The sequence below is a fragment of the Lutibacter sp. genome, assembly GCF_016342705.1.
GTDB lineage: Bacteria > Bacteroidota > Bacteroidia > Flavobacteriales > Flavobacteriaceae > Lutibacter.
In genome coordinates, this window is sequence record NZ_JAEINV010000003.1 from 242,646 (window position 1) to 261,747 (window position 19,102).

Annotated in this window: 17 protein-coding genes and 1 pseudogene; 6 read left to right on the plus strand and 12 right to left on the minus strand. The window is 29.7% G+C overall.

The window, feature by feature from the left end; genetic code table 11:
• Positions 1-48: 48 nt before the first annotated feature.
• Both JEY78_RS04725 and JEY78_RS04730 read right to left on the minus strand, forming a co-directional pair.
• Positions 49-747, minus strand: coding sequence for a DUF4369 domain-containing protein (locus JEY78_RS04725; RefSeq protein WP_291847300.1), 699 nt, complete (start codon positions 745-747; stop codon positions 49-51).
• 53 nt (positions 748-800) lie between these two features.
• Positions 801-2,102 (minus strand): annotated as a pseudogene (locus JEY78_RS04730) (DUF819 domain-containing protein).
• A 102-nt stretch (positions 2,103-2,204) separates the two neighbouring features.
• Between JEY78_RS04730 and JEY78_RS04735 the strand changes: the two are divergent.
• Together JEY78_RS04735 and JEY78_RS04740 are read left to right on the plus strand one after the other, a co-directional pair.
• The gene (locus JEY78_RS04735; protein WP_291847303.1) at positions 2,205-4,406 is read left to right on the plus strand and encodes a S46 family peptidase; all 2,202 of its coding nucleotides are present in this window, start codon (positions 2,205-2,207) and stop codon (positions 4,404-4,406) included.
• 15 nt (positions 4,407-4,421) lie between these two features.
• Positions 4,422-6,599 (plus strand): S46 family peptidase, encoded by a 2,178-nt coding sequence (locus JEY78_RS04740; protein WP_291847306.1) that lies wholly within the window; start codon positions 4,422-4,424, stop codon positions 6,597-6,599.
• Between the two features lie 72 nt (positions 6,600-6,671).
• On the opposite strand, the gene JEY78_RS04745 is transcribed toward JEY78_RS04740, so the two are convergent.
• The 6 genes from JEY78_RS04745 to JEY78_RS04770 form a co-directional block, all read right to left on the minus strand.
• Complete coding sequence (locus JEY78_RS04745) at positions 6,672-7,586, minus strand: aldose 1-epimerase (RefSeq protein WP_291847309.1); 915 nt, start codon at positions 7,584-7,586, stop codon at positions 6,672-6,674.
• Complete coding sequence (locus JEY78_RS04750; protein ID WP_291847311.1) at positions 7,579-7,755, minus strand: Arc family DNA binding domain-containing protein; 177 nt, start codon at positions 7,753-7,755, stop codon at positions 7,579-7,581. The genes JEY78_RS04745 and JEY78_RS04750 overlap by 8 nt, the downstream gene beginning before the upstream one ends.
• A 1-nt stretch (position 7,756) precedes the next feature.
• Positions 7,757-8,704, minus strand: a complete 948-nt coding sequence (locus JEY78_RS04755) for an alpha/beta hydrolase (protein ID WP_291847314.1) — start codon at positions 8,702-8,704, stop codon at positions 7,757-7,759.
• Positions 8,701-9,201, minus strand: coding sequence for a hypothetical protein (locus tag JEY78_RS04760; protein WP_291847317.1), 501 nt, complete (start codon positions 9,199-9,201; stop codon positions 8,701-8,703). The genes JEY78_RS04755 and JEY78_RS04760 overlap by 4 nt, the downstream gene beginning before the upstream one ends.
• A 2-nt stretch (positions 9,202-9,203) precedes the next feature.
• Entirely contained in the window at positions 9,204-9,365 is a 162-nt protein-coding gene (locus JEY78_RS04765; protein WP_291847320.1) for a hypothetical protein, read from the minus strand.
• Positions 9,366-9,436: 71 nt separating this feature from the next.
• Positions 9,437-10,297 carry an SPFH domain-containing protein gene (locus JEY78_RS04770; RefSeq protein ID WP_291847323.1) on the minus strand — a complete coding sequence of 287 codons (861 nt, stop codon included), beginning with the start codon at positions 10,295-10,297 and terminating at the stop codon, positions 9,437-9,439.
• A 112-nt stretch (positions 10,298-10,409) separates the two neighbouring features.
• Between JEY78_RS04770 and JEY78_RS04775 the strand changes: the two genes are divergently transcribed.
• Positions 10,410-11,198, plus strand: a complete 789-nt coding sequence (locus JEY78_RS04775) for a S1/P1 nuclease (RefSeq protein ID WP_291847326.1) — start codon at positions 10,410-10,412, stop codon at positions 11,196-11,198.
• Positions 11,199-11,201: 3 nt separating this feature from the next.
• Here the strand turns inward: JEY78_RS04775 and JEY78_RS04780 are convergent, their stop codons facing one another.
• The 4 genes from JEY78_RS04780 to htpG form a co-directional block, all read right to left on the minus strand.
• Positions 11,202-12,134: an RluA family pseudouridine synthase gene (locus JEY78_RS04780; RefSeq protein WP_367158766.1), complete on the minus strand. Its 933-nt coding sequence runs from the start codon at positions 12,132-12,134 to the stop codon at positions 11,202-11,204.
• A gap of 40 nt (positions 12,135-12,174) precedes the next feature.
• On the minus strand, positions 12,175-12,558 hold the full coding sequence (locus JEY78_RS04785) for an NUDIX domain-containing protein (RefSeq protein ID WP_291847328.1): 384 nt from the start codon (positions 12,556-12,558) through the stop codon (positions 12,175-12,177).
• 7 nt (positions 12,559-12,565) lie between these two features.
• Positions 12,566-13,243: a hypothetical protein gene (locus tag JEY78_RS04790; protein ID WP_291847331.1), complete on the minus strand. Its 678-nt coding sequence runs from the start codon at positions 13,241-13,243 to the stop codon at positions 12,566-12,568.
• Between the two features lie 135 nt (positions 13,244-13,378).
• On the minus strand, positions 13,379-15,268 hold the full coding sequence (gene htpG / locus JEY78_RS04795) for a molecular chaperone HtpG (protein WP_291847333.1): 1,890 nt from the start codon (positions 15,266-15,268) through the stop codon (positions 13,379-13,381).
• A gap of 156 nt (positions 15,269-15,424) precedes the next feature.
• Here htpG and JEY78_RS04800 point away from each other — a divergent pair, with 156 nt between their 5' ends.
• The 3 genes from JEY78_RS04800 to JEY78_RS04810 all read left to right on the plus strand — a co-directional run bounded on the left by JEY78_RS04800 (position 15,425) and on the right by JEY78_RS04810 (position 18,856).
• Positions 15,425-16,993, plus strand: a complete 1,569-nt coding sequence (locus JEY78_RS04800; protein WP_291847336.1) for a GMC oxidoreductase — start codon at positions 15,425-15,427, stop codon at positions 16,991-16,993.
• A 31-nt stretch (positions 16,994-17,024) separates the two neighbouring features.
• Positions 17,025-17,717 carry a nitroreductase family protein gene (locus JEY78_RS04805; RefSeq protein ID WP_291847337.1) on the plus strand — a complete coding sequence of 231 codons (693 nt, stop codon included), beginning with the start codon at positions 17,025-17,027 and terminating at the stop codon, positions 17,715-17,717.
• 131 nt (positions 17,718-17,848) lie between these two features.
• On the plus strand, positions 17,849-18,856 hold the full coding sequence (locus tag JEY78_RS04810; RefSeq protein ID WP_291847339.1) for a 3-oxoacyl-ACP synthase III family protein: 1,008 nt from the start codon (positions 17,849-17,851) through the stop codon (positions 18,854-18,856).
• Positions 18,857-19,102: the final 246 nt, after the last annotated feature.

Here is a 19,102-nt window from a genome sequence, read left to right on the forward strand (position 1 = left end):
ACAACTAATTTAAAATAAAAAAGCAACTCAGTTGAGTTGCTTTTTTATTTAATTTTCATTTTGCTTAATTTCCTTAATAAATTTATCAAGTTGCAGTCCGTATTTAGATTTTTTAATTTTAGCTGTTAAGCTATTATTTATTGTATCTAAAAGTTTCACATTTGCGTTGTACAATTCTGTTAGTGCTAAGTAAGGAGCAGTTTCAAAATCTGAATGAGTAACAGCAAAATTGGTTGTATAATAATATTTGCGCTTAATTAAGTTTTTTTCTTCTTTTAATAATTTAGATAACAAAGCGGTATCATTTGCTTTTTGAGCATCAAATTTTTCTTTAAATAAGTCTAATTGCTTTCCAGTAAATTTTTTAGCCATTTCATTATGTTCATCCAATTTAAGTTGATTTTCAGAACCTGTTATTTTCGCCGAAGTAGCAAATTTTTCAACTTTTGAAGTAATTGAAATTTCTTTTGGTTCTCCAAAAAATGAAATAATTTCTGATTGCATTTTATCTAAAGAAATAAAATATATTTCAGGAGATTCAACATCATCAGATAATATAAATTTTCCATCACCGTTTATTTCAACAGAATCTACAGAAACTAACACAGTATCTTTCATTTTTTGCAAATAAACAGTCCCTTTTTTTAATCCATCAATAGTACCATTTACAAGCATATTTCCTTTTTTGTTTGAAGTACAAGAAAATAAAAGAGTAACTAATATAACGCAACTTAATAATTTTTTCATTTTATAAAATTTATGGGACAAATATCTTATATTTTTTTGAATTTAGGAACAAATTAAGGAGCAACAATTCGCATTAATTCTGCCGTAAACATAGCGCCGTAAGTTCCAACAACATAGCCAAAAACAGCTAATAAAACTCCAACCGTTGCTAGTGAAGGATGAAACGCAGCTGCTACAACTGGAGCAGAAGCTGCACCACCAACATTTGCTTGGCTTCCAATAGCTAAAAAGAAAAATGGAGCTTTAATTAATTTAGCTACAATAATAAGTAAAATTACATGAGTTGTCATCCAAATTAAGCCAACAAATAACAAACCAGGGTTGTCAAAAATTTGGGTTAAATCCATTTTCATACCAATTGATGCTACTAAAATATAAATAAAAACACTTCCAATTTTACTTGCTCCAGCACCTTCATAACTTTTTAGTTTAGTAAATGATAACAAAATCCCTAAAATGGTTGCAATACTAATCATCCAAAAAAACTGAGAACCAAATGATGACATTGCCGAGGTTTAGTCGCTTATTATTTCAAAATTGTTTGTTAAATAGGTAGAAATTACATCAGCTCCAAAATGTGAAGCTCCAACAGTAACAAATGCTATGGATAAAATCACCATTAAATCTGATAAGGTTGGATTTCTGTTTGTTTTTGCCGAATAGCTAGATACTTTTTCTTTTAATGTTTCAATAGCAGAACTATCTGCTTTTAACCATTTGTCTATTTTTTCAGTTTTTCCAATTCCTAATAATAAAATTGCCATCCAAATATTTGCCACAACAATATCAACAATCACAAAACTTGCATAATTTTTTGTATTAAAATGATAGATTTCTAACATAGCAGCTTGGTTAGCACCTCCACCAATCCAGCTTCCCGCTAAAGTTGCCAATCCTCTCCAAACTGCATCAGGGCCAACGCCACCAACAGTTTCAGGTGAAATTAATGATATTAATAATACAGCAAGTGGTCCGCCAATTATTATTCCAACAGTTCCTGTTAAAAACATAATTAAAGCTTTTGGTCCTAAATTAAAAACTGCTTTTAAATCGATACTTAACGTCATTAAAACCAGCGCAGCAGGTAATAAAAATCGACTGGCTATATAATATAATTGAGAAACGTGTTTTGTTATTTCACCAGTTTCATTTATGGTTTCCCATTCTGGAGAAATAATTCCAGTAGATGTAAAAATAGCAGGTAACATATATGCCATTAATAAGGCTGGAACAAATTTGTAAAACTTTTTCCAGCTACTATTACTGCTTGTTGAAGTATAAAAAACAAAACCAAGTGTGAGCATTAAAATTCCAAATACAATTGTGTCTTGTGTAAAAAAAGGTGTAGTATCCATATGTTTTTTTTCGATTTCGGCTAATTTAACATTATTTGTGACTTTATTCGCAAAAAATGAGTTTTTGGTTTCTTATATTTGTTAAATTAAAAAATTAACTAAATGAAATATATAAAACTTTATGTACTTGTTGCATTTATTGCAATTTCTTGTAAATCTGTTCAAGAGGCCAATACCACGGTACAAAAACCTGTCACTGTTGAAGTAGATGCCAGAGAAATTCAAGGCGGAATGTGGATTCCATCTTTATTAGAAGGTATGAATGAAACTGAAATGATGCAGCTTGGTAGTAAAATGACTGCCAAAGATATTTATGATGTAAATAATTCTAGCTTAAAAGATGCAATTGTGCATTTTAACGGAGGTTGTACTTCAGAAATTATTTCGCCAAACGGCTTATTATTAACAAATCATCACTGTGGTTTTGGAGCAATTCAATCACATTCTACAGTTGAACATGATTATTTAGAAAATGGTTTTTGGGCAAAAAGCTATGAAGAGGAATTAGCAAATCCAGGTATGACTGTAACTTTTATTAAAAGAATAGATGATGTTACAGCTCAAGTTTTTGCGGGCGTTTTAGAAAGTATGGATGAAGCTTCTAAAATGAAGTTGATTGATCAAAATATTGATAAAGCAACAAAAGCTGCTCAAAAAGAGTCTTGGCAAAATGCTAATGTAAAATCTTTTTATGATGGAAACCAATACCTATTATTTGTTACCGAAATATTTAAAGATGTTCGTTTAGTTGGTGCGCCACCTTCTTCAATTGGAAAATTTGGTGCGGATACGGATAATTGGATGTGGCCAAGACATACGGGAGATTTTTCTATGTTTAGAATTTATGCTGATGCAAATAATCTTCCGGCTGAATATTCAAAAGATAATGTTCCATACAAACCAAAACATTATTTGCCAATTTCATTAGATGGTGTTGCTGAAAAGGATTTTACGTTAGTATTTGGTTTTCCTGGAAGTACAGAAGAATATTTACCAGCCGTAGCGGTTGACCAAATTGTAAATGTGTTGAATCCAGCAAAAATTGAAGTGAGAGATAATGCTTTAAAAATTGTTGATTCATTTATGAGAAAAGATCCAGCAATTAAAATTCAGTATGCTTCAAAATATGCTTCAACAGCAAATTATTGGAAAAAATGGATAGGTGAAAATCAAGGAATTCAAAAATCGAATGCTATTCAAAAGAAAAGAGATTTAGAAACTGAGTTTTCTAAAATTGTAGCTGAAAAAGATTTAGTGGGGTATTCAACTTTGTTAGCTGATTTTGAAAATTTATATAAAGAAATTGAAAAAGTATCTTTAGCACGTGATTACTGGATTGAAGTTGCATACAGAAATGTTGAATTGTTAGGAATCACTTTTAGAGTTTTTCAATTAGAACAAGCATATTTAAGAGGTGGAGAGCAAGCATTTGAAAATGCAAGGGAAGCTACTTTAAGTAGATTAGAGGGAACTTATAAAAATTACAATGCTACTGTAGATAAACCAGTTTTTGAAAAATTGGTAAGTTTATATGCAGAAAAAGCACCAAAAGAATATTTGCCTGCAAATATGAAAGGTGTTAATTTTTTAACCTTAACAAATGATATTTATACAACTTCAAAATTAACGACTTTAGAAGGTGCCAAAGAATTATTATCGGGTTCTGCTGAAGAGGTTATTAAAAAGCTAAACGCTGATAGAGCATTTGCTTTTGGTAAAGAATGGCACACTATGTTTTACACTAGTTTAGAACCTAAATTTCAAGAGTTGAATGTACAAATTGTTGCTGTTCAAAAGAAATATATGAAAGCTTTAATGGAAGTTTTTCCAAACAAACGTTTCTTTCCAGATGCAAATAGTACATTACGCGTAACTTACGGACAAGTAAGAGGTTACGAGCCAAAAGATGGCGTTTATTACAATACAACTACGTATTTAGATGGCGTTATTGAAAAATATGTTCCAGGTGATTATGAATTTAATGTTCCTCAAAAACTATTGGATTTATATGAAGCGAAAGATTATGGTCAGTACGGAGAAAATGGTAAAATGCCAGTGTGTTTTATAGGTACAAACCATACAACAGGAGGAAATTCTGGAAGTCCGGCCATTGATGCTCACGGAAATTTAATTGGATTAAATTTCGACAGAGTTTGGGAAGGAACAATGAGTGATATGAATTACGATCCAGATATTTGTAGAAATATTATGGTAGATGTTCGTTATGTATTATTTATAGTAGATAAATTTGCAGGAGCAAAAAACTTAATAAACGAGATGACTTTAGTACATCCAAAAAAATAAATTAAACAATAGAAAATGAGATATTTTAAATTTTATGTAGCACTAGCGGTTCTTTTTATATCGCTAAATTCAATAGCGCAGGTTTCCGAAAAGGTTGATACGCGTAAAATTCAAGGCGGAATGTGGGTTCCTTCTTTGTTAGAAGGAATGAATGAACAAGAAATGCAATTTCTTGGTAGTAAAATGACAGCCAAAGATATTTACGATGTAAATAATTCTAGCTTAAAAGATGCAATTGCGCATTTTGGTGGCGGTTGTACTTCAGAAATTATTTCACCAAACGGATTATTATTAACAAATCATCACTGTGGTTATGGAGTTATTCAATCACATTCTTCAGTAGATCACGATTATTTAAAAGATGGTTTTTGGGCCATGAGTTATGAAGAAGAATTACCAAATGAAAGTTTAAGTGCTACATTTATTAAAAGAATTGATGATGTAACTACCCAAGTTTTTGAAGGTATTTCTGATGATATGGATGAAGCTGAGAAAATGAAAATTGTAAACCAAAATATTTTAAAGGTTAACAAAGAAGTTCAAAAAGAAGAATGGCAAGATTCTTACGTTCGTTCATTTTATAAAGGAAATCAATACTTATTATTTGTTACTGAAGAGTATACAGATGTACGTTTAGTAGGAGCACCTCCAACATCAATTGGTAAATTTGGAGCTGATACTGATAACTGGATGTGGCCAAGACATACTGGAGATTTTTCTATGTTTAGAGTGTATGCAGATGCAAATAACCGTCCTGCAAAATATTCAAAAGACAATGTGCCTTACAAACCAGCTCATTACTTACCAATTTCTTTAGATGGAGTTGAAGAAAGAGATTTTACCATGGTTTTTGGTTTCCCAGGAAGAACAAATGAATATTTACCAGCTATAGCTGTAGATCAAATTGTAAACGTGTTGAATCCTGCTAAAATTGAAGTGAGAGACAATGCTTTAAAAATTATTGATTCTTACATGCGTAAAGATGCAGATATTAAAATAAAGTATGCATCAAAATTTGCTTCAACAGCTAATTATTGGAAAAAATGGATTGGTGAAAATCAAGGAATTCATCAAACAAAAGCCATTGATATTAAAAAAGCGGAAGAAGTAGAATTCTCTAAAATAGTGGCTGAAAAAGATTTAGTTGGTTATTCAACCTTGTTATCTGATTTCGAAAAATTATACAAAGAAATTGAAAGCGTTTCTTTAGCACGTGATTATTGGATTGAAATTGCTTACAGAAATGTTGAATTATTAGGTGTTACTTTTAGAGTTTACCAATTAGAACAAGCCTATTTAAAAGGAGGAGATCAAGCTTTTGAAAGTGCAAGACAAAACATTTTAGGTAGTTTAGAAGGAACGTATAAAAATTATAGCGCAACCGTTGATAAACCGGTTTTTGAAAAATTAGTGGCTTTATATGCTGAAAAAACGCCTACTGAATTTGTGCCTGCAAATATGAAAAATGTTAATTATACAAAATTAGCAAATGACATTTATGCAACTTCAAAATTAACATCTTTTGATGGTGCAAAAGAATTATTATCAGGTAAACCTGCAGATGTAATTAAAAAAATTAACGCTGATAAAGCTTATAAATTTGGAAAAGAATTGCACAGTATTTTTTACAATCAGTTAGAGCCTAAATTCCAAGCATTAAATTTACAAATTGAAGCACTTCAAAAAGAATATATGAAAGCTTTAATGGAAGTGTTTCCAAACAAACGTTTTTTCCCAGATGCTAATAGTACATTGCGTGTAAATTACGGAATGGCACAAGGTTATAGTCCAAAAGATGGAGTAACTTATACAACTAAAACATATTTAAAAGGAGTAATGGAAAAATACGTTCCTGGAGATTATGAATTTGATGTGCCACAAAAATTACAAGATTTATACCATGCAAAAGATTACGGTCAATACGGTGAAAATGGTAAAATGCCAGTAAATGTTTTATCTACAAACCATATGACTGGAGGAAACTCAGGAAGTCCAATTGTGGATGGAAACGGTAATTTAATTGGTTTAGCTTTTGATACAACTTGGGAAGGAACAATGAGCGATTTGTATTTTGATGCAGATATTGTACGCAGTATTATGGTTGATATTCGTTACGTGTTATTTATTATTGATAAATATGCAGGTGCTAAAAACCTTATTGAAGAAATGACTTTGGTTCATCCAAAAAAATAATAGAAAACATTTTTTAAAAAAAACTCCAAATGAAAATTTGGAGTTTTTTTTGATATACAATTAAGCGGTTTTTTAAAACTTTAAGTTTATTTTCCAATCAAAAGTTTCATTAGGATTTAATGTTAGTAAGCCATTTTGGTTGTTAAAACTATTTGGAGCACATGTCATAGGTTCAATAGCTATGCAATCTCTTGTATTTGGTGTGTACACTTGAAGAAAACTTTTTTTGTTTTCTGAAGAAAAGTCTATTTCAATGTTGTAATCATCACATTTAAATAAAGTTAGTGGTTTGTTTATCAAAAAACAATCATCTAAAAAAATAGATCCTAAAGTTAGTGGTGTTTTAAATGGTAATTCAATTTCTTGTTGAGGAATCATTTGCTTATTTAAAAAGTATTTTGTGTTTCCATCAAAATTTAAGGTGCTAGATGATAAGTTTTTTACTTTAAAATATGGATGCCAACCAAGTCCAAATGGAAATTCTTGTTCATCTAAATTTGTGACTTTAAAATCTAATTGTAAATTATTTTCTGAAAATGTGTAGGTAATATCCAATTGATATGAAAATGGAAAACCTGTAATTGTTCCATTATTTTTATAACTAAAAGTTACAATTGCTAAATTTTCTGATGTTTCAGTTTTAGTTACGTTAAACGATTTATTGTAGATATGACCGTGTAAGGAATTATTTAAACTAGTTTCATTACATTCTAGTTGATAATCAACCTTATTAAAACTGTATTTTCCATCTGCAATTCTATTTGGTGAAGGAAATAAAAACGAGGAGTTAAATTTATTTTTGTACAATTCAAGTCCTTTTTCATTATTAGTAATTCCATCAATTATTTCAATTTCGTTTGAATTTAATTTTTGGATAGAAGCTCCTAAATTTGGATAAATGGAACAGTTTAATTTTAAAGTTTCATTAGTAATAATAACTTCATTTAGAAGTGCGTTTTTTTTTGTGGCGTTTGTAATCTTAAACATTATTTTTTTGGTTATTTTTTTTTGGTAATCTGTTTGCGTCTTTTAGGCATTGATTGAGCATCCATTCTAACTGTCCGTTAGTGGAACGAAACTCGTCAGCCGCCCATTTTTCAACAGCTTTGAGTATATCTTCGTTAATGCGTAATGCAAATGCTTTTTTCTTTGACATATTATTTTAATTCGTTTACAAAGGTCGTGATAATTGTTAACAATTCCTGCTTTATTGGTAAATCTGGATTGTTATAAGAGCTCATGTTTTCTGTGGTGTCACCTTTTATTTCTTTAAAAATATGGTTCATTTCAGCTATAATTTTTAGCCGTGAGTTAGGATTGGATTTATGTAATAATTCAGCATCTAAATTTGAAACCTGAATATCTTTTGAACCATTTATAATTAAAATTGGGATGGTTAATTTTTTAATTTCTTCTTGTGGATTGTATTTAATCCACGATATTAAAAATGGTTGTACCGATTTATTAAATATTGAAATTAACAAAGGATTAAACTCCTCAACAGTATTTCCTTTTTTTAACTCGTTTAATACTTTTTCTGTATCTGCCACTAAAAAGGGCGCTTGTTTACCAATTTGTTCTATTAAAATTTCATCAATACTTCTGCCAGCTCCAGCTAAAGAAATAAATGCATCAACTTTATTTTCTGAAGCAATCATACCAACTAAACTTCCTTGGCTATGGCCTGCTACTATTATTTTTAAATACTTTTTTGTGTTTTTAAAATATTGAATTACTGTTTTAGCTTCATCAATAAAGGTGTTAAAACTAATAGAGTCAATTTTTGCTTTATCATCTTTTGTATAAGAAAGGACACTTTTATCAAATCTGTAAGAAGCAATATGGCTCTCAGCTAATTCTTCCGCTAAGTATTTTAGTGAATTATTAGTCATTGCTGCATTATTTCCATTTCTATCAGTAGGTCCAGAACCAGGAATTAATATTACCAAAGGTTTTTTTCCTTTTGAAGTTGGATTTAAAAGTGTGCCGTTTAAATGTATGTTTTTTGAAGGGATACTAACTTCCTGTGAGATATAATTTTTTTCTTGGGCATATAAATTGCTCATAAAAAAAATAAGGACTGCTATTAGTGTTTTTAATTTCATGAGATTTTATATTGGTAGTTGTTTAAAGTTTTTTGTAATTCTTCTTTTAATTGCGTTCCTATTAGTATTTTTTTTCCACTTTTCAACTCTAATTGAATTCCCGTATCTCCTTTTGTGGTCACACATTTCCCTCGTTTTTTAAAAAAGCTAAGTTTCAAACCCCAACCACCATATTCTGAAATAGCGTCGTATTTTCTTAAATAACATTTTGAAATTAAATTCCAAGGAATTGTTTTGTATTTTAAATGAAACGGATAAAATTGGTAATGAATTCCTATTTCATCAATTCTGGTATTTAATTTTAGATATATAAAAAGTAGCATCACCAATAAAATTATAATTACGCCACTTAAAGAGCCAATTTTACTACTTAAATTTTCATTTTCAATTACATTCCAATTGGAGTAGGTTGCAATGGAAACTATTATAAATGCCATTGTTAATCCAATAAAAACTAATTTTTGATTGAATTTTTGTTCTTCAATAAAAATCTTCATTATTATCTATTTTTTTCTCTTTCTAATAGTGCTTTCATAAAACTTCCACCATGGTGAGTAACGCTGTTTACAATCCAACCTTCTCTAGCTAATTGATTTAAGTTCTCTTCAAAATCTGCATCTTTTCCCCACATTCCTTTTTTTATAATTTTATATTCTTTCATAAGTTGTTAAATTAATATTGAAATTGTTGCGTATATAATGGCAATAATGTAAAGTAAAAAAGTGATCATTTTTAGTGGTTTAAAGTTCCGGTATTTACAATTGGTGCTACATCTTTATCAGAACAGAGTACTACCATTAAATTGCTAACCATAGCTGCTTTTCGTTCTTCATCTAATTCTACAACGTTATTTTTACTTAGTTTATCCAAAGCCATTTCAACCATACTTACGGCTCCTTCAACAATTTTATGACGCGCAGCAATAATTGCAGTTGCTTGTTGCCTTTTTAACATAGCGCTAGCTATTTCCTGAGCATAGGCTAAATATCCAATTCTTGCTTCTAAAACTTCAATTCCAGCCATTTCTAAACGTTCAGATAATTCTTCTTCAAGCGCCTGACTAACTTCATTAACACTAGCTCTTAATGTAATTTCTTCAGCTTTTCCATCATCTTCAAAGTTATCGTATGGATATAGACTAGCTAATTTTCTTACTGCAGCATCTGATTGTACACGAACAAAATTTTCGTAATTATCAACATCAAAAGCAGCTTTGTAAGTATCTTTTACTTTCCAGACAGCAATGGTGCTAATCATTATTGGGTTTCCCAGTTTGTCATTTACTTTTACGCGCTCGCTATCAAAATTACATGCTCGTAATGATATACCTTTTTTTGTGTAAAAAGGGTTTGCCCAATAAAAACCGTTTTCTTTTACTGTTCCAATGTATTTTCCGAATAATAATATCACTTTTGAAGTGTTTGGGTTTACTAAAAAGAAACCTGGAAGCAGTATAATTGTTAGTGCTATAAAAGTAAGAAATAGGCTAATAATTGAATTAACTAAACTAACTATTGCGCCAGCAATAAAAAGAAATAATAACAGCAACATAAAATAGCCGTTGGATAATTTAATAATTTTTTCTTGTGTCATGGTATTAATTTTTTGTAATATTAAAATGATATCATAAAGATATGAAAAATATAAATATGAAATACAAATAATTGATTAACATTATTTTTATCTTTGCATAAAAATATTTTTAATGAAAACATATAAATCGATTCTTATTTTAGTAGCTTTTGTATTTGTTTTGCCAGTATTAAATGCTTCAAACCCATTTTGGGGTGTAACAGGGCATAGAACAATAGGTAAAATTGCAGAAGATTATTTATCGTCTAAAGCAAAACGAAAAATTGAAGAATTACTTGACGGCCAGAGTTTAGCTTTGGTTTCAACTTTTGGAGATGATATAAAATCTGATAAAAGATATAATGAATTTTATACATGGCATTATATAAATATGCCTTTTGATGTGAAATATGAAGATTCTGAAAAAAATGAGAACGGAGATTTAGTTTCTGGTATAGAAAAGTGTAAGCAAGTTTTATTAGATAAAAATTCCAAAAAGGAAGATAAAGTTTTTTATTTAAAACTGTTAGTGCATTTAATTGGTGATTTACACCAGCCAATGCACGTGGGTAGATCAGAAGATAAAGGAGGTAACGACATACAGGTAAGGTGGTTTAATGATGGAACTAATTTACATTCTGTTTGGGATTCTAAAATGATAGAACATTATAATATGACTTTTACTGAATTGGCAGGAAATACCGATAAAATTTCAAAAGAGCAAATTAAATACCTTCAGAACGGTACTGTTGCAGATTGGGCTAATGAGACGCAACAATTAGCAATTAAAGTTTATGGCTCTGCTGAGGTTGGAGAAAAATTAGGATACAATTATATGTATACCAATTTTGAATTAGTGCGATCTCAATTACAAGTTGGGGGAGTTAGATTGGCACAAGTTTTAAATACTATTTTTAGCTAAAAATTAATTATTATAGCTGTTCCAGCGTCTTTTTTCACGAATTAAAAGTGAATTAAATTTGTTTGGAATAGCTATTTTAAAATTTATAGTAGTAGTTGTTTTTGGATGTAAAAAGGTAATTTCAGTTGCCGCTAAAAACAGTCCTTTTCCTTTGTGAATTTTTTCAGCGTTTCCATATAATTTATCACCTAAAATTGGGTGGAAAATAGATGCTAAGTGAATTCTAATTTGGTGTGTTCTTCCTGTTTTTGGTGATACTTTTAAAAAGCTTAATTCATTGTATTTTAAAGATTTTACAACTTCAATAATTTCAAAACTTGTTTCGGCTATTTTGTTTTCTATAGGTGTATTAATAGTGCTGTTTTTTGCTACTTTTCCAACAACAATTGCACAATATTTTTTTTGAATAGTTTTATTTCTAAACTGGTTTCCTAATTCAATTTGAGCAGTTTTTGTTTTTGCAACTAGCAAAATACCAGACGTTTGATTGTCTAATCTATGAACAGGAGTAGGTTTAAACAGTTTATCGGCTTCTGTACTTTCTTTTAAATTAAAAGGAAGAGCGTTAAAAATAGTTTTAAATGAATTTCCACTCACAGTAATTCCGGGTGGTTTATTTATTACAGCAATATGTTCATCTTCAAAAACAACTTCTAAATTGTATTCAAAAACTTTTGGTTTGTTTGATGGATCATCAATAAGTTCAATAATTTGCTCGGAATTTACCCAAGTTCCAGTTAGAGCAGTTTGTCCGTTCACTAAAAATAATTCCTTTTTAATGGCTTTTTTAATTCCACTTTTTGAAGGAATAAATTCTTTGAAAATTGAAGGTGCATATTCCTGTATTCGAATATTTTCTATGTTTTTAGGAACAATATGTATATGCAGAATTTTAATGTTAGGTAGTTTACTTTTGTTAATATTGGTAAAGATAATAAGTTACAATTTCAACTATTAAAAAACGGAGAATTAAATTTTAAATTAAATTTTTTTTACGGATGAGCGCAACTATTTCTTTATAATCAAAAGCTAATTCTATTTTTTGAGTTTCTTCAAATGAAAACCAATTATAATCAATCACTTCTTCTTCCTGAATTTTAATTTCACCAGTCCAGTTTCCTAAAAACCGGTAAAATTTTCTACCCTGCCAATCGCCAGTTTTAATAATCTCGGTAGGTGTAAAATCTAAATTACATTCTTCTTTTACTTCTCTTATTACGTTTTCTTCAGCAGTTTCCCCGTTTTCAGCTCTTCCACCTGGGCAACCCCAATAACCAGCATACAATTGTGTGTAATTGGAGCGTTGTAGCAGTAGTATTTTTTTTCTTTGAATTATAATGCCAGATGCAGAAAGAACCATAATTTTTTTAATAATATAAAACGCCTAAAGTTGCAACTTCTCCGGTTGCTAAACCCCATTCTTTTGAAGAAATAAGAGTTCCGTTAGCATCATAAACATTTAATTCAGCAGTATTTGGGCCAGATAAACCTTGATTAAGTGCTTGAAAATCAATTTTATTATAGCCTTTTTCTAGCGTTAGGTAATATACATAGTAATTACCTTTTAAACCAATATTATCACTAACAACATTTTCATTAAGGTAAATTCGTATTCTATCTCCATCAACATAACTGTAATCTCTACATTCAATTTTTACAGTTTTTGTTTTACTATTTAAGGTTCCTAAACTTACAGCTGTTTTTAATTTTTCGTGAGTTACATCTTTATTATTCCAATATTTTTTTCCTGTAATATCTCGGTCTTCAGGCAAAGTTTCGAGTAAAAAATTAGAATTATTTGTGGTGTTATATTTACTTAAATTTTTATTGATAGCTTCTGTATTTACTTTTTCATCAATTTTAAGATTTAAATTGGTATTTGGATTTACTTTTACTTTTGAAAAATCTACTTTTAATTGTCCACTATTTGTTGGAAGTGCTACTTCATTATCAATTTTTTTGATTTTTGAAGTATCACTTTGCGAAAATAAATTAATAGACGTAAAGCTAATTAATAGAAAAAATAATAAATATTGAAATTTCATTTTTAAATTTAGTTTAAAATATAACTACAATAAAAGTGCCAATTTTAGAGATTTACAATTTGGTGATAAAAATAACAAAAAAAGCTTCAATAGAAATTGAAGCTTTTATAATTGTTTGTTAAACTATTTTGTGATTTATTTTATCATTTGGAAACTACGTTTTATGAAGTTTGTTAATTCTTCACCTTTTAAAAGGTTTTGTGATAAACGAGCCAAATCAAAAGCTTGTTTAATTAAACGCTCTTGTTTCTTTTCTGTTTTGGTATTTAAAATTTCACCAATTAATTCGTTGTTGGTATTTACAACAAGATTGTACATTTCTGGAAAATCACCCATTCCCATAAATCCACCACCACCAGATGCTTGCATTTCTTTCATTCTACGCATAAATTCAGGTTGCGTAATTATAAATGGATTTGCATTTGAATCCAACGCTTCCAATTGAACAGTGTATGTTTTTTTTGGAATGGCATTTTCAATAATAGGTTTTAAAGTTTCCTTTTCTTCATCAGAAAGCTTGCTAATTTTATCTTCATTTTTGTTGATTAAATTATCAATATGATCTGCATCAACTCTTGCAAAATGAATGTTTTCTTTGCTGCTTTCTAATTTTTGAATTAAATGTGAAACAATAGGAGAATCTAACAATAAAACTTCATATCCCTTTTCTTTAGCAGCATCAATATAACTGTGTTGTGCTTTTTCGTCTGAAGCATATAAAATTACAATTTTGTCATCTTTATCAGTTTGTGCTGGTTTAATTTTTTCAATTAACTCATCTAAAATAAAGTACTCTTTATCTACTGTTGGGAATAATGCAAATTTGTCAGATTTTTCAAAGAATTTCTCTTCTGAAAGCATTCCGTATTCAATAATAATTTTAATATCATTCCACTTTTCTTCAAAAGCTTTACGGTCGTTTTTAAACAGACTCACTAATTTATCTGCGACTTTACGAGTAATGTAACTTGATATTTTTTTAACAGCTCCATCAGCTTGTAAATAAGAACGAGAAACGTTTAAAGGAATATCTGGAGAATCTATAACACCACGCAACATTTGTAAGAAATCTGGTACAATTCCTTCCACATTATCCGTTACAAATACTTGATTTTGGTATAATTGAATTCTATCTTTTGTTGGATCTACGTTTTTGCTAATTTTAGGAAAATATAAAATTCCTGTAAGGTTAAACGGATAATCTACATTTAAGTGAATGTTAAATAAAGGCTCTTCAAATTGCATAGGATACAATTCTCTGTAAAACTCTTTATAATCTTCATCTTTTAAATCGGTTGGACTTTTTGTCCATGCTGGTGTTGGATTATTTACAATATTATCTACTGTAATTTTTTCAGGTTTTGCATCTTCAGCAGCACCTTCTGGTAATGGTAAAGTTTCTTCCTTTGTTCCAAATTTAATTGGAATAGGCATAAACTTGTTGTATTTATTTAAAAGTTGTGTTATTCTACTTTCTTCTAAAAACTCTAAAGAATCATCATCAATATGTAACACAATTTCAGTTCCTCTTTCGGTTCTGTCTGTTTCTTCTAAAGTGTATTTTGGACTTCCATCACATTCCCAACGTACTGCTTTTGAGTCTTCAGCAAACGATTTTGAATAAATTTCAACTTTACTCGCTACCATAAATGACGAGTAAAATCCTAACCCAAAATGCCCAATTATTCCTGAATCTTCTACTTTATCTTTGTATTTTTCAACAAATTCTTCAGCTCCAGAAAAAGCTACTTGGTTTATGTATTTTTCAACTTCTTCACCAGTCATACCAATTCCTTGGTCAATAATTCTAATTTCTTTTTTATCCTTATCAACTTTAATTTCAATCATTGGTTTTCCAATATCACCTTTTATTTCACCTAAAGTTGATAGGTGTTTTAATTTTAAAGTTGCATCAGTTGCGTTAGAAATTAATTCACGTAAAAATATTTCGTGATCAGAATACAAGAATTTTTTAATAATAGGAAAAATATTTTCTGCCGTTACATTTATATTTCCAGTTGCCATATGTGTATATTTTTTAATTTATTATGAATGCTTGTTTATAGTCAAATAGAATACCAAACAATAAATTGTGACAAACTGACACTTTTTTGCCAAAAAGTAGTATCTTGTTTTTTGAAAAATGAACTCTTTTAATTTAATTTTTAAGCGTATTTAATAATGAATTTAGACTATGATTATGTTATAATTGGCAGTGGTTTTGGTGGTTCTGTGAGTGCATTGCGCTTATCGGAAAAAGGATATAAAGTATTGGTTATTGAAAAGGGAAAATGGTTTAAAAGTGAAGATTTCCCTAAAAACAACTGGAATATTAAGAAGTGGATTTGGGAACCTAAATTAAGATTGCAAGGGTTTTTTAAAATGACCTTTTTAAATCACGTAACAGTTTTGTCTGGTGTTGGAGTTGGAGGAGGATCATTAACCTATGCAAATACGTTACCTGTTCCAAAGAAAGAATTTTTTAATTCCGGTAGTTGGTCAAAATTAAATAATTGGGAAGAATTGTTGACCCCATTTTATGAAACGGGGTATAAAATGTTAGGTGCTAATGTAAATCCAACATTATTTTCCGCCGATTTAACCTTGCAAGACATTGCCAAAGAAATAGGTAAGGAAGCTCATTTTGAAGCTACAAAAGTGGCGGTTTATTTCGGTGAAGCGGGAAAAAAAGTTGAAGACCCTTATTTTAATGGAAAAGGACCTGACAGAACCGGCTGTACACATTGCGGAGCTTGTATGACAGGCTGTAGATTTAACGCCAAAAACACGTTAGATAAAAATTATTTGTATTTAGCGCAACAGTTAGGTGCCAAAATTTTGGCTGAAAAAGAAGTAGTTAACGTAACATTTTTGGGAAATGAAGACGGATCTGATGGCTATAAAATTTCATTTAAATCAAGTTTAGGGACAAAGGAAAATGGAAGTGTTACAGCAAAAGGAGTCATTTTTTCGGGAGGAGTTTTAGGAACTGTTCCTTTATTATTAGCGCTTAAAGAAAAATCGTTACCAAATTTATCAGATATGGTTGGTTGTAATATTAGAACTAATAATGAATCGTTATTGGTGGTAACTTCAACCGAAAAAAATCCAAAAGATTACTCAAAAGGATTGGCAATAGGGTCTATTTTACATACCGATGAAAATAGTCATTTAGAACCTGTTAGATATGGAGAAGGATCTAGTTTTTTCAAAATTCTTACCATGCCAATAATTCATAGTAAATTTATTTTAATCCGTGTTTTTGGAGTTTTAGGTTTAGCATTAAAACAACCTATAAGACTGTTTAAAACTATTTTTGCTAAAAATTATGCCAAACGAACCACAGTTTTATTGTTTATGCAAACCTTAGATAGTACGCTTCAACTAAAATTGGGAAATATTACAAAAATGAAAACCAAAAGAGAAAAGGGAGAAAAAGCCACAGCTTTTATTCCTGAAGCACTTGATTTTGGAAAAAAATTTGGGAAAAAAGTTAAGGGAATTCCATTTGCAAATATTACGGATGCCATTTTAGGAACTCCAACTACAGCTCATATTTTGGGAGGCGCAGTAATGGGAGAAAACGAATTAACAGGAGTAATTGATAAAAATTGTTGCATATTTGGTTATAAAAATATGATGGTTTGTGATGGCTCCATAATTTCAGCAAATCCAGGCGTAAATCCATCTTTAACTATAACAGCAATTTCGGAATATGCAATGAGTGTTATTCCAACTAATAATAATTAATAGTTTAGGAAGTACTTTAAAAAGTTTAATAATGAAGCAAACGGATGATTTTATTTTAATAAATGGTTTTAAACATTTAAAATATGGTGACCAAAAACTATCTGAAGAAGAAATGCTGGAAAAATCTGAAAAGTATTTAGAAAAGATACTAAAAAGAAGGTCAATTAGAGATTTCTCAAATAAATCATTTCCTATTGAAATAATTGAAAATTTAATAAAAACTGCTTCAGCAGCACCTTCTGGAGCAAACAAGCAGCCTTGGACTTTTTGCGTTGTAAAAAGTGCTGATATTAAAAAGAAAATTAGAGAAGCAGCTGAAGAAGAGGAACGAAAAAGTTATAGTGAAAGAATGAGTGAAGCATGGTTGAAGGATTTAAAACATTTAGGGACAGATGCTGAAAAACCTTTTTTAGAAATTGCACCTTATTTAATTATTGTTTTTAAGAGACCATATGAAATAGATGAAAAAGGGATTAAGCATCAAAATTATTATGTGAACGAATCTGTTGGTTTGGCTTGTGGTTTCCTAATTTCTGCCATTCATAATGCAGGATTAGTTACTTTAACACACACACCAAGCCCTATGCGTTTTTTAGAAAAAATATTAAATAGACCTGAGAATGAACGCGCATTTTTGTTATTACCTGTTGGATTTGCATCCGATAAAGCTTATGTGCCCAATATTGAGAAAAAAAATATTGATGAATTCATGAAAATATATTAACGTTTTAATGCTATATTGCTATAATCATTTTTTTAAATTTTTTCAGATAGTTAGGCGATATAATTATAGTTGTATTCCATTGTAGATTTTAGTATGTTTGAAGAGTTAAATTAAAACCAAAATAAAAAAATATGTATAATTCTAAAATAACTGGACTTGGTTTCTATGTGCCTGATAATGTAGTTACAAATGAAGATTTGTCCAAAATGATGGATACAAATGATGAGTGGATTCAGGAACGTACAGGAATACAAGAACGTAGATGGATTCCAGAAGGAAGCGAAGATACATCTGCGGTTATGGGAGCAAAAGCTTCAAGAATAGCTATTGAGCGTGCAGGATTGACTTCAAAAGATATAGATTTTATTGTTTTTGCTACTTTAAGCCCAGATTACTATTTCCCTGGTTGTGGTGTGCAAATTCAAAATATGTTAGATATGAATACTGTTGGAGCATTGGATGTTAGAAATCAATGTTCGGGATTTATATATGCAATTTCTGTTGCTGATCAGTTTATTAAAACAGGAATGTATAAAAACGTTTTAGTTGTAGGTTCTGAATTTCATTCAGGAGGTTTAGATAAAACAACTAGAGGAAGAGGTGTTTCTGTAATTTTTGGAGATGGAGCAGGAGCAGTAGTTCTGTCTAGAACTGAAGATAATTCAAAAGGAATTTTATCATCACATCTTTTTTCAGAAGGAGCACACGCAGAAGAATTAACTGTGTTAGCGCCAAGTATTAAGCATTGGGTTCCTGAAATTTTAGCAGCTAATGATGAAAACGATGAATCTTATTTTCCTTACATGAATGGAACATTTGTATTTAAACATGCAGTTGTTCGTTTTTCTGAAGCTATAATGGCAGGTTTAGAAAAAAATAATTTACAAGTTTCGGATATTAATATGTTAATTCCACATCAAGCTAATTTGCGTATCTCTCAATTTATTCAAAAGAAATTTAGATTAGAAGATGACCAAATTTATAATAATATTATGAAGTACGGTAATACAACTGCGGCATCTGTTGTAATTGCATTAACAGAGGCTTGGGAAAAAGGTAAAATTAAAGACAATGATTTAGTTGTTTTAGCTGCTTTTGGTAGTGGATTTACTTGGGGAAGTGTTATAATACGTTGGTAATTACATAAGTTTAATAAAATTTAAAAGCCTCTAAAATGCAAGTTTAGAGGCTTTTTTAAAAAGATTATTTTTTAACTAATTCAAACAATTAACGTATCTTTTTAAATATGTTTTATATGCTAGTTTTACAACTGCGAATTAACAATTTTATTTTATAGTGCTTAATATTAATTAGTTAAGTAAATGTTAATGTTTTTTACAAATTTTTTTCTAAATAAAACTGCACCTATATTTTACTATAACTAT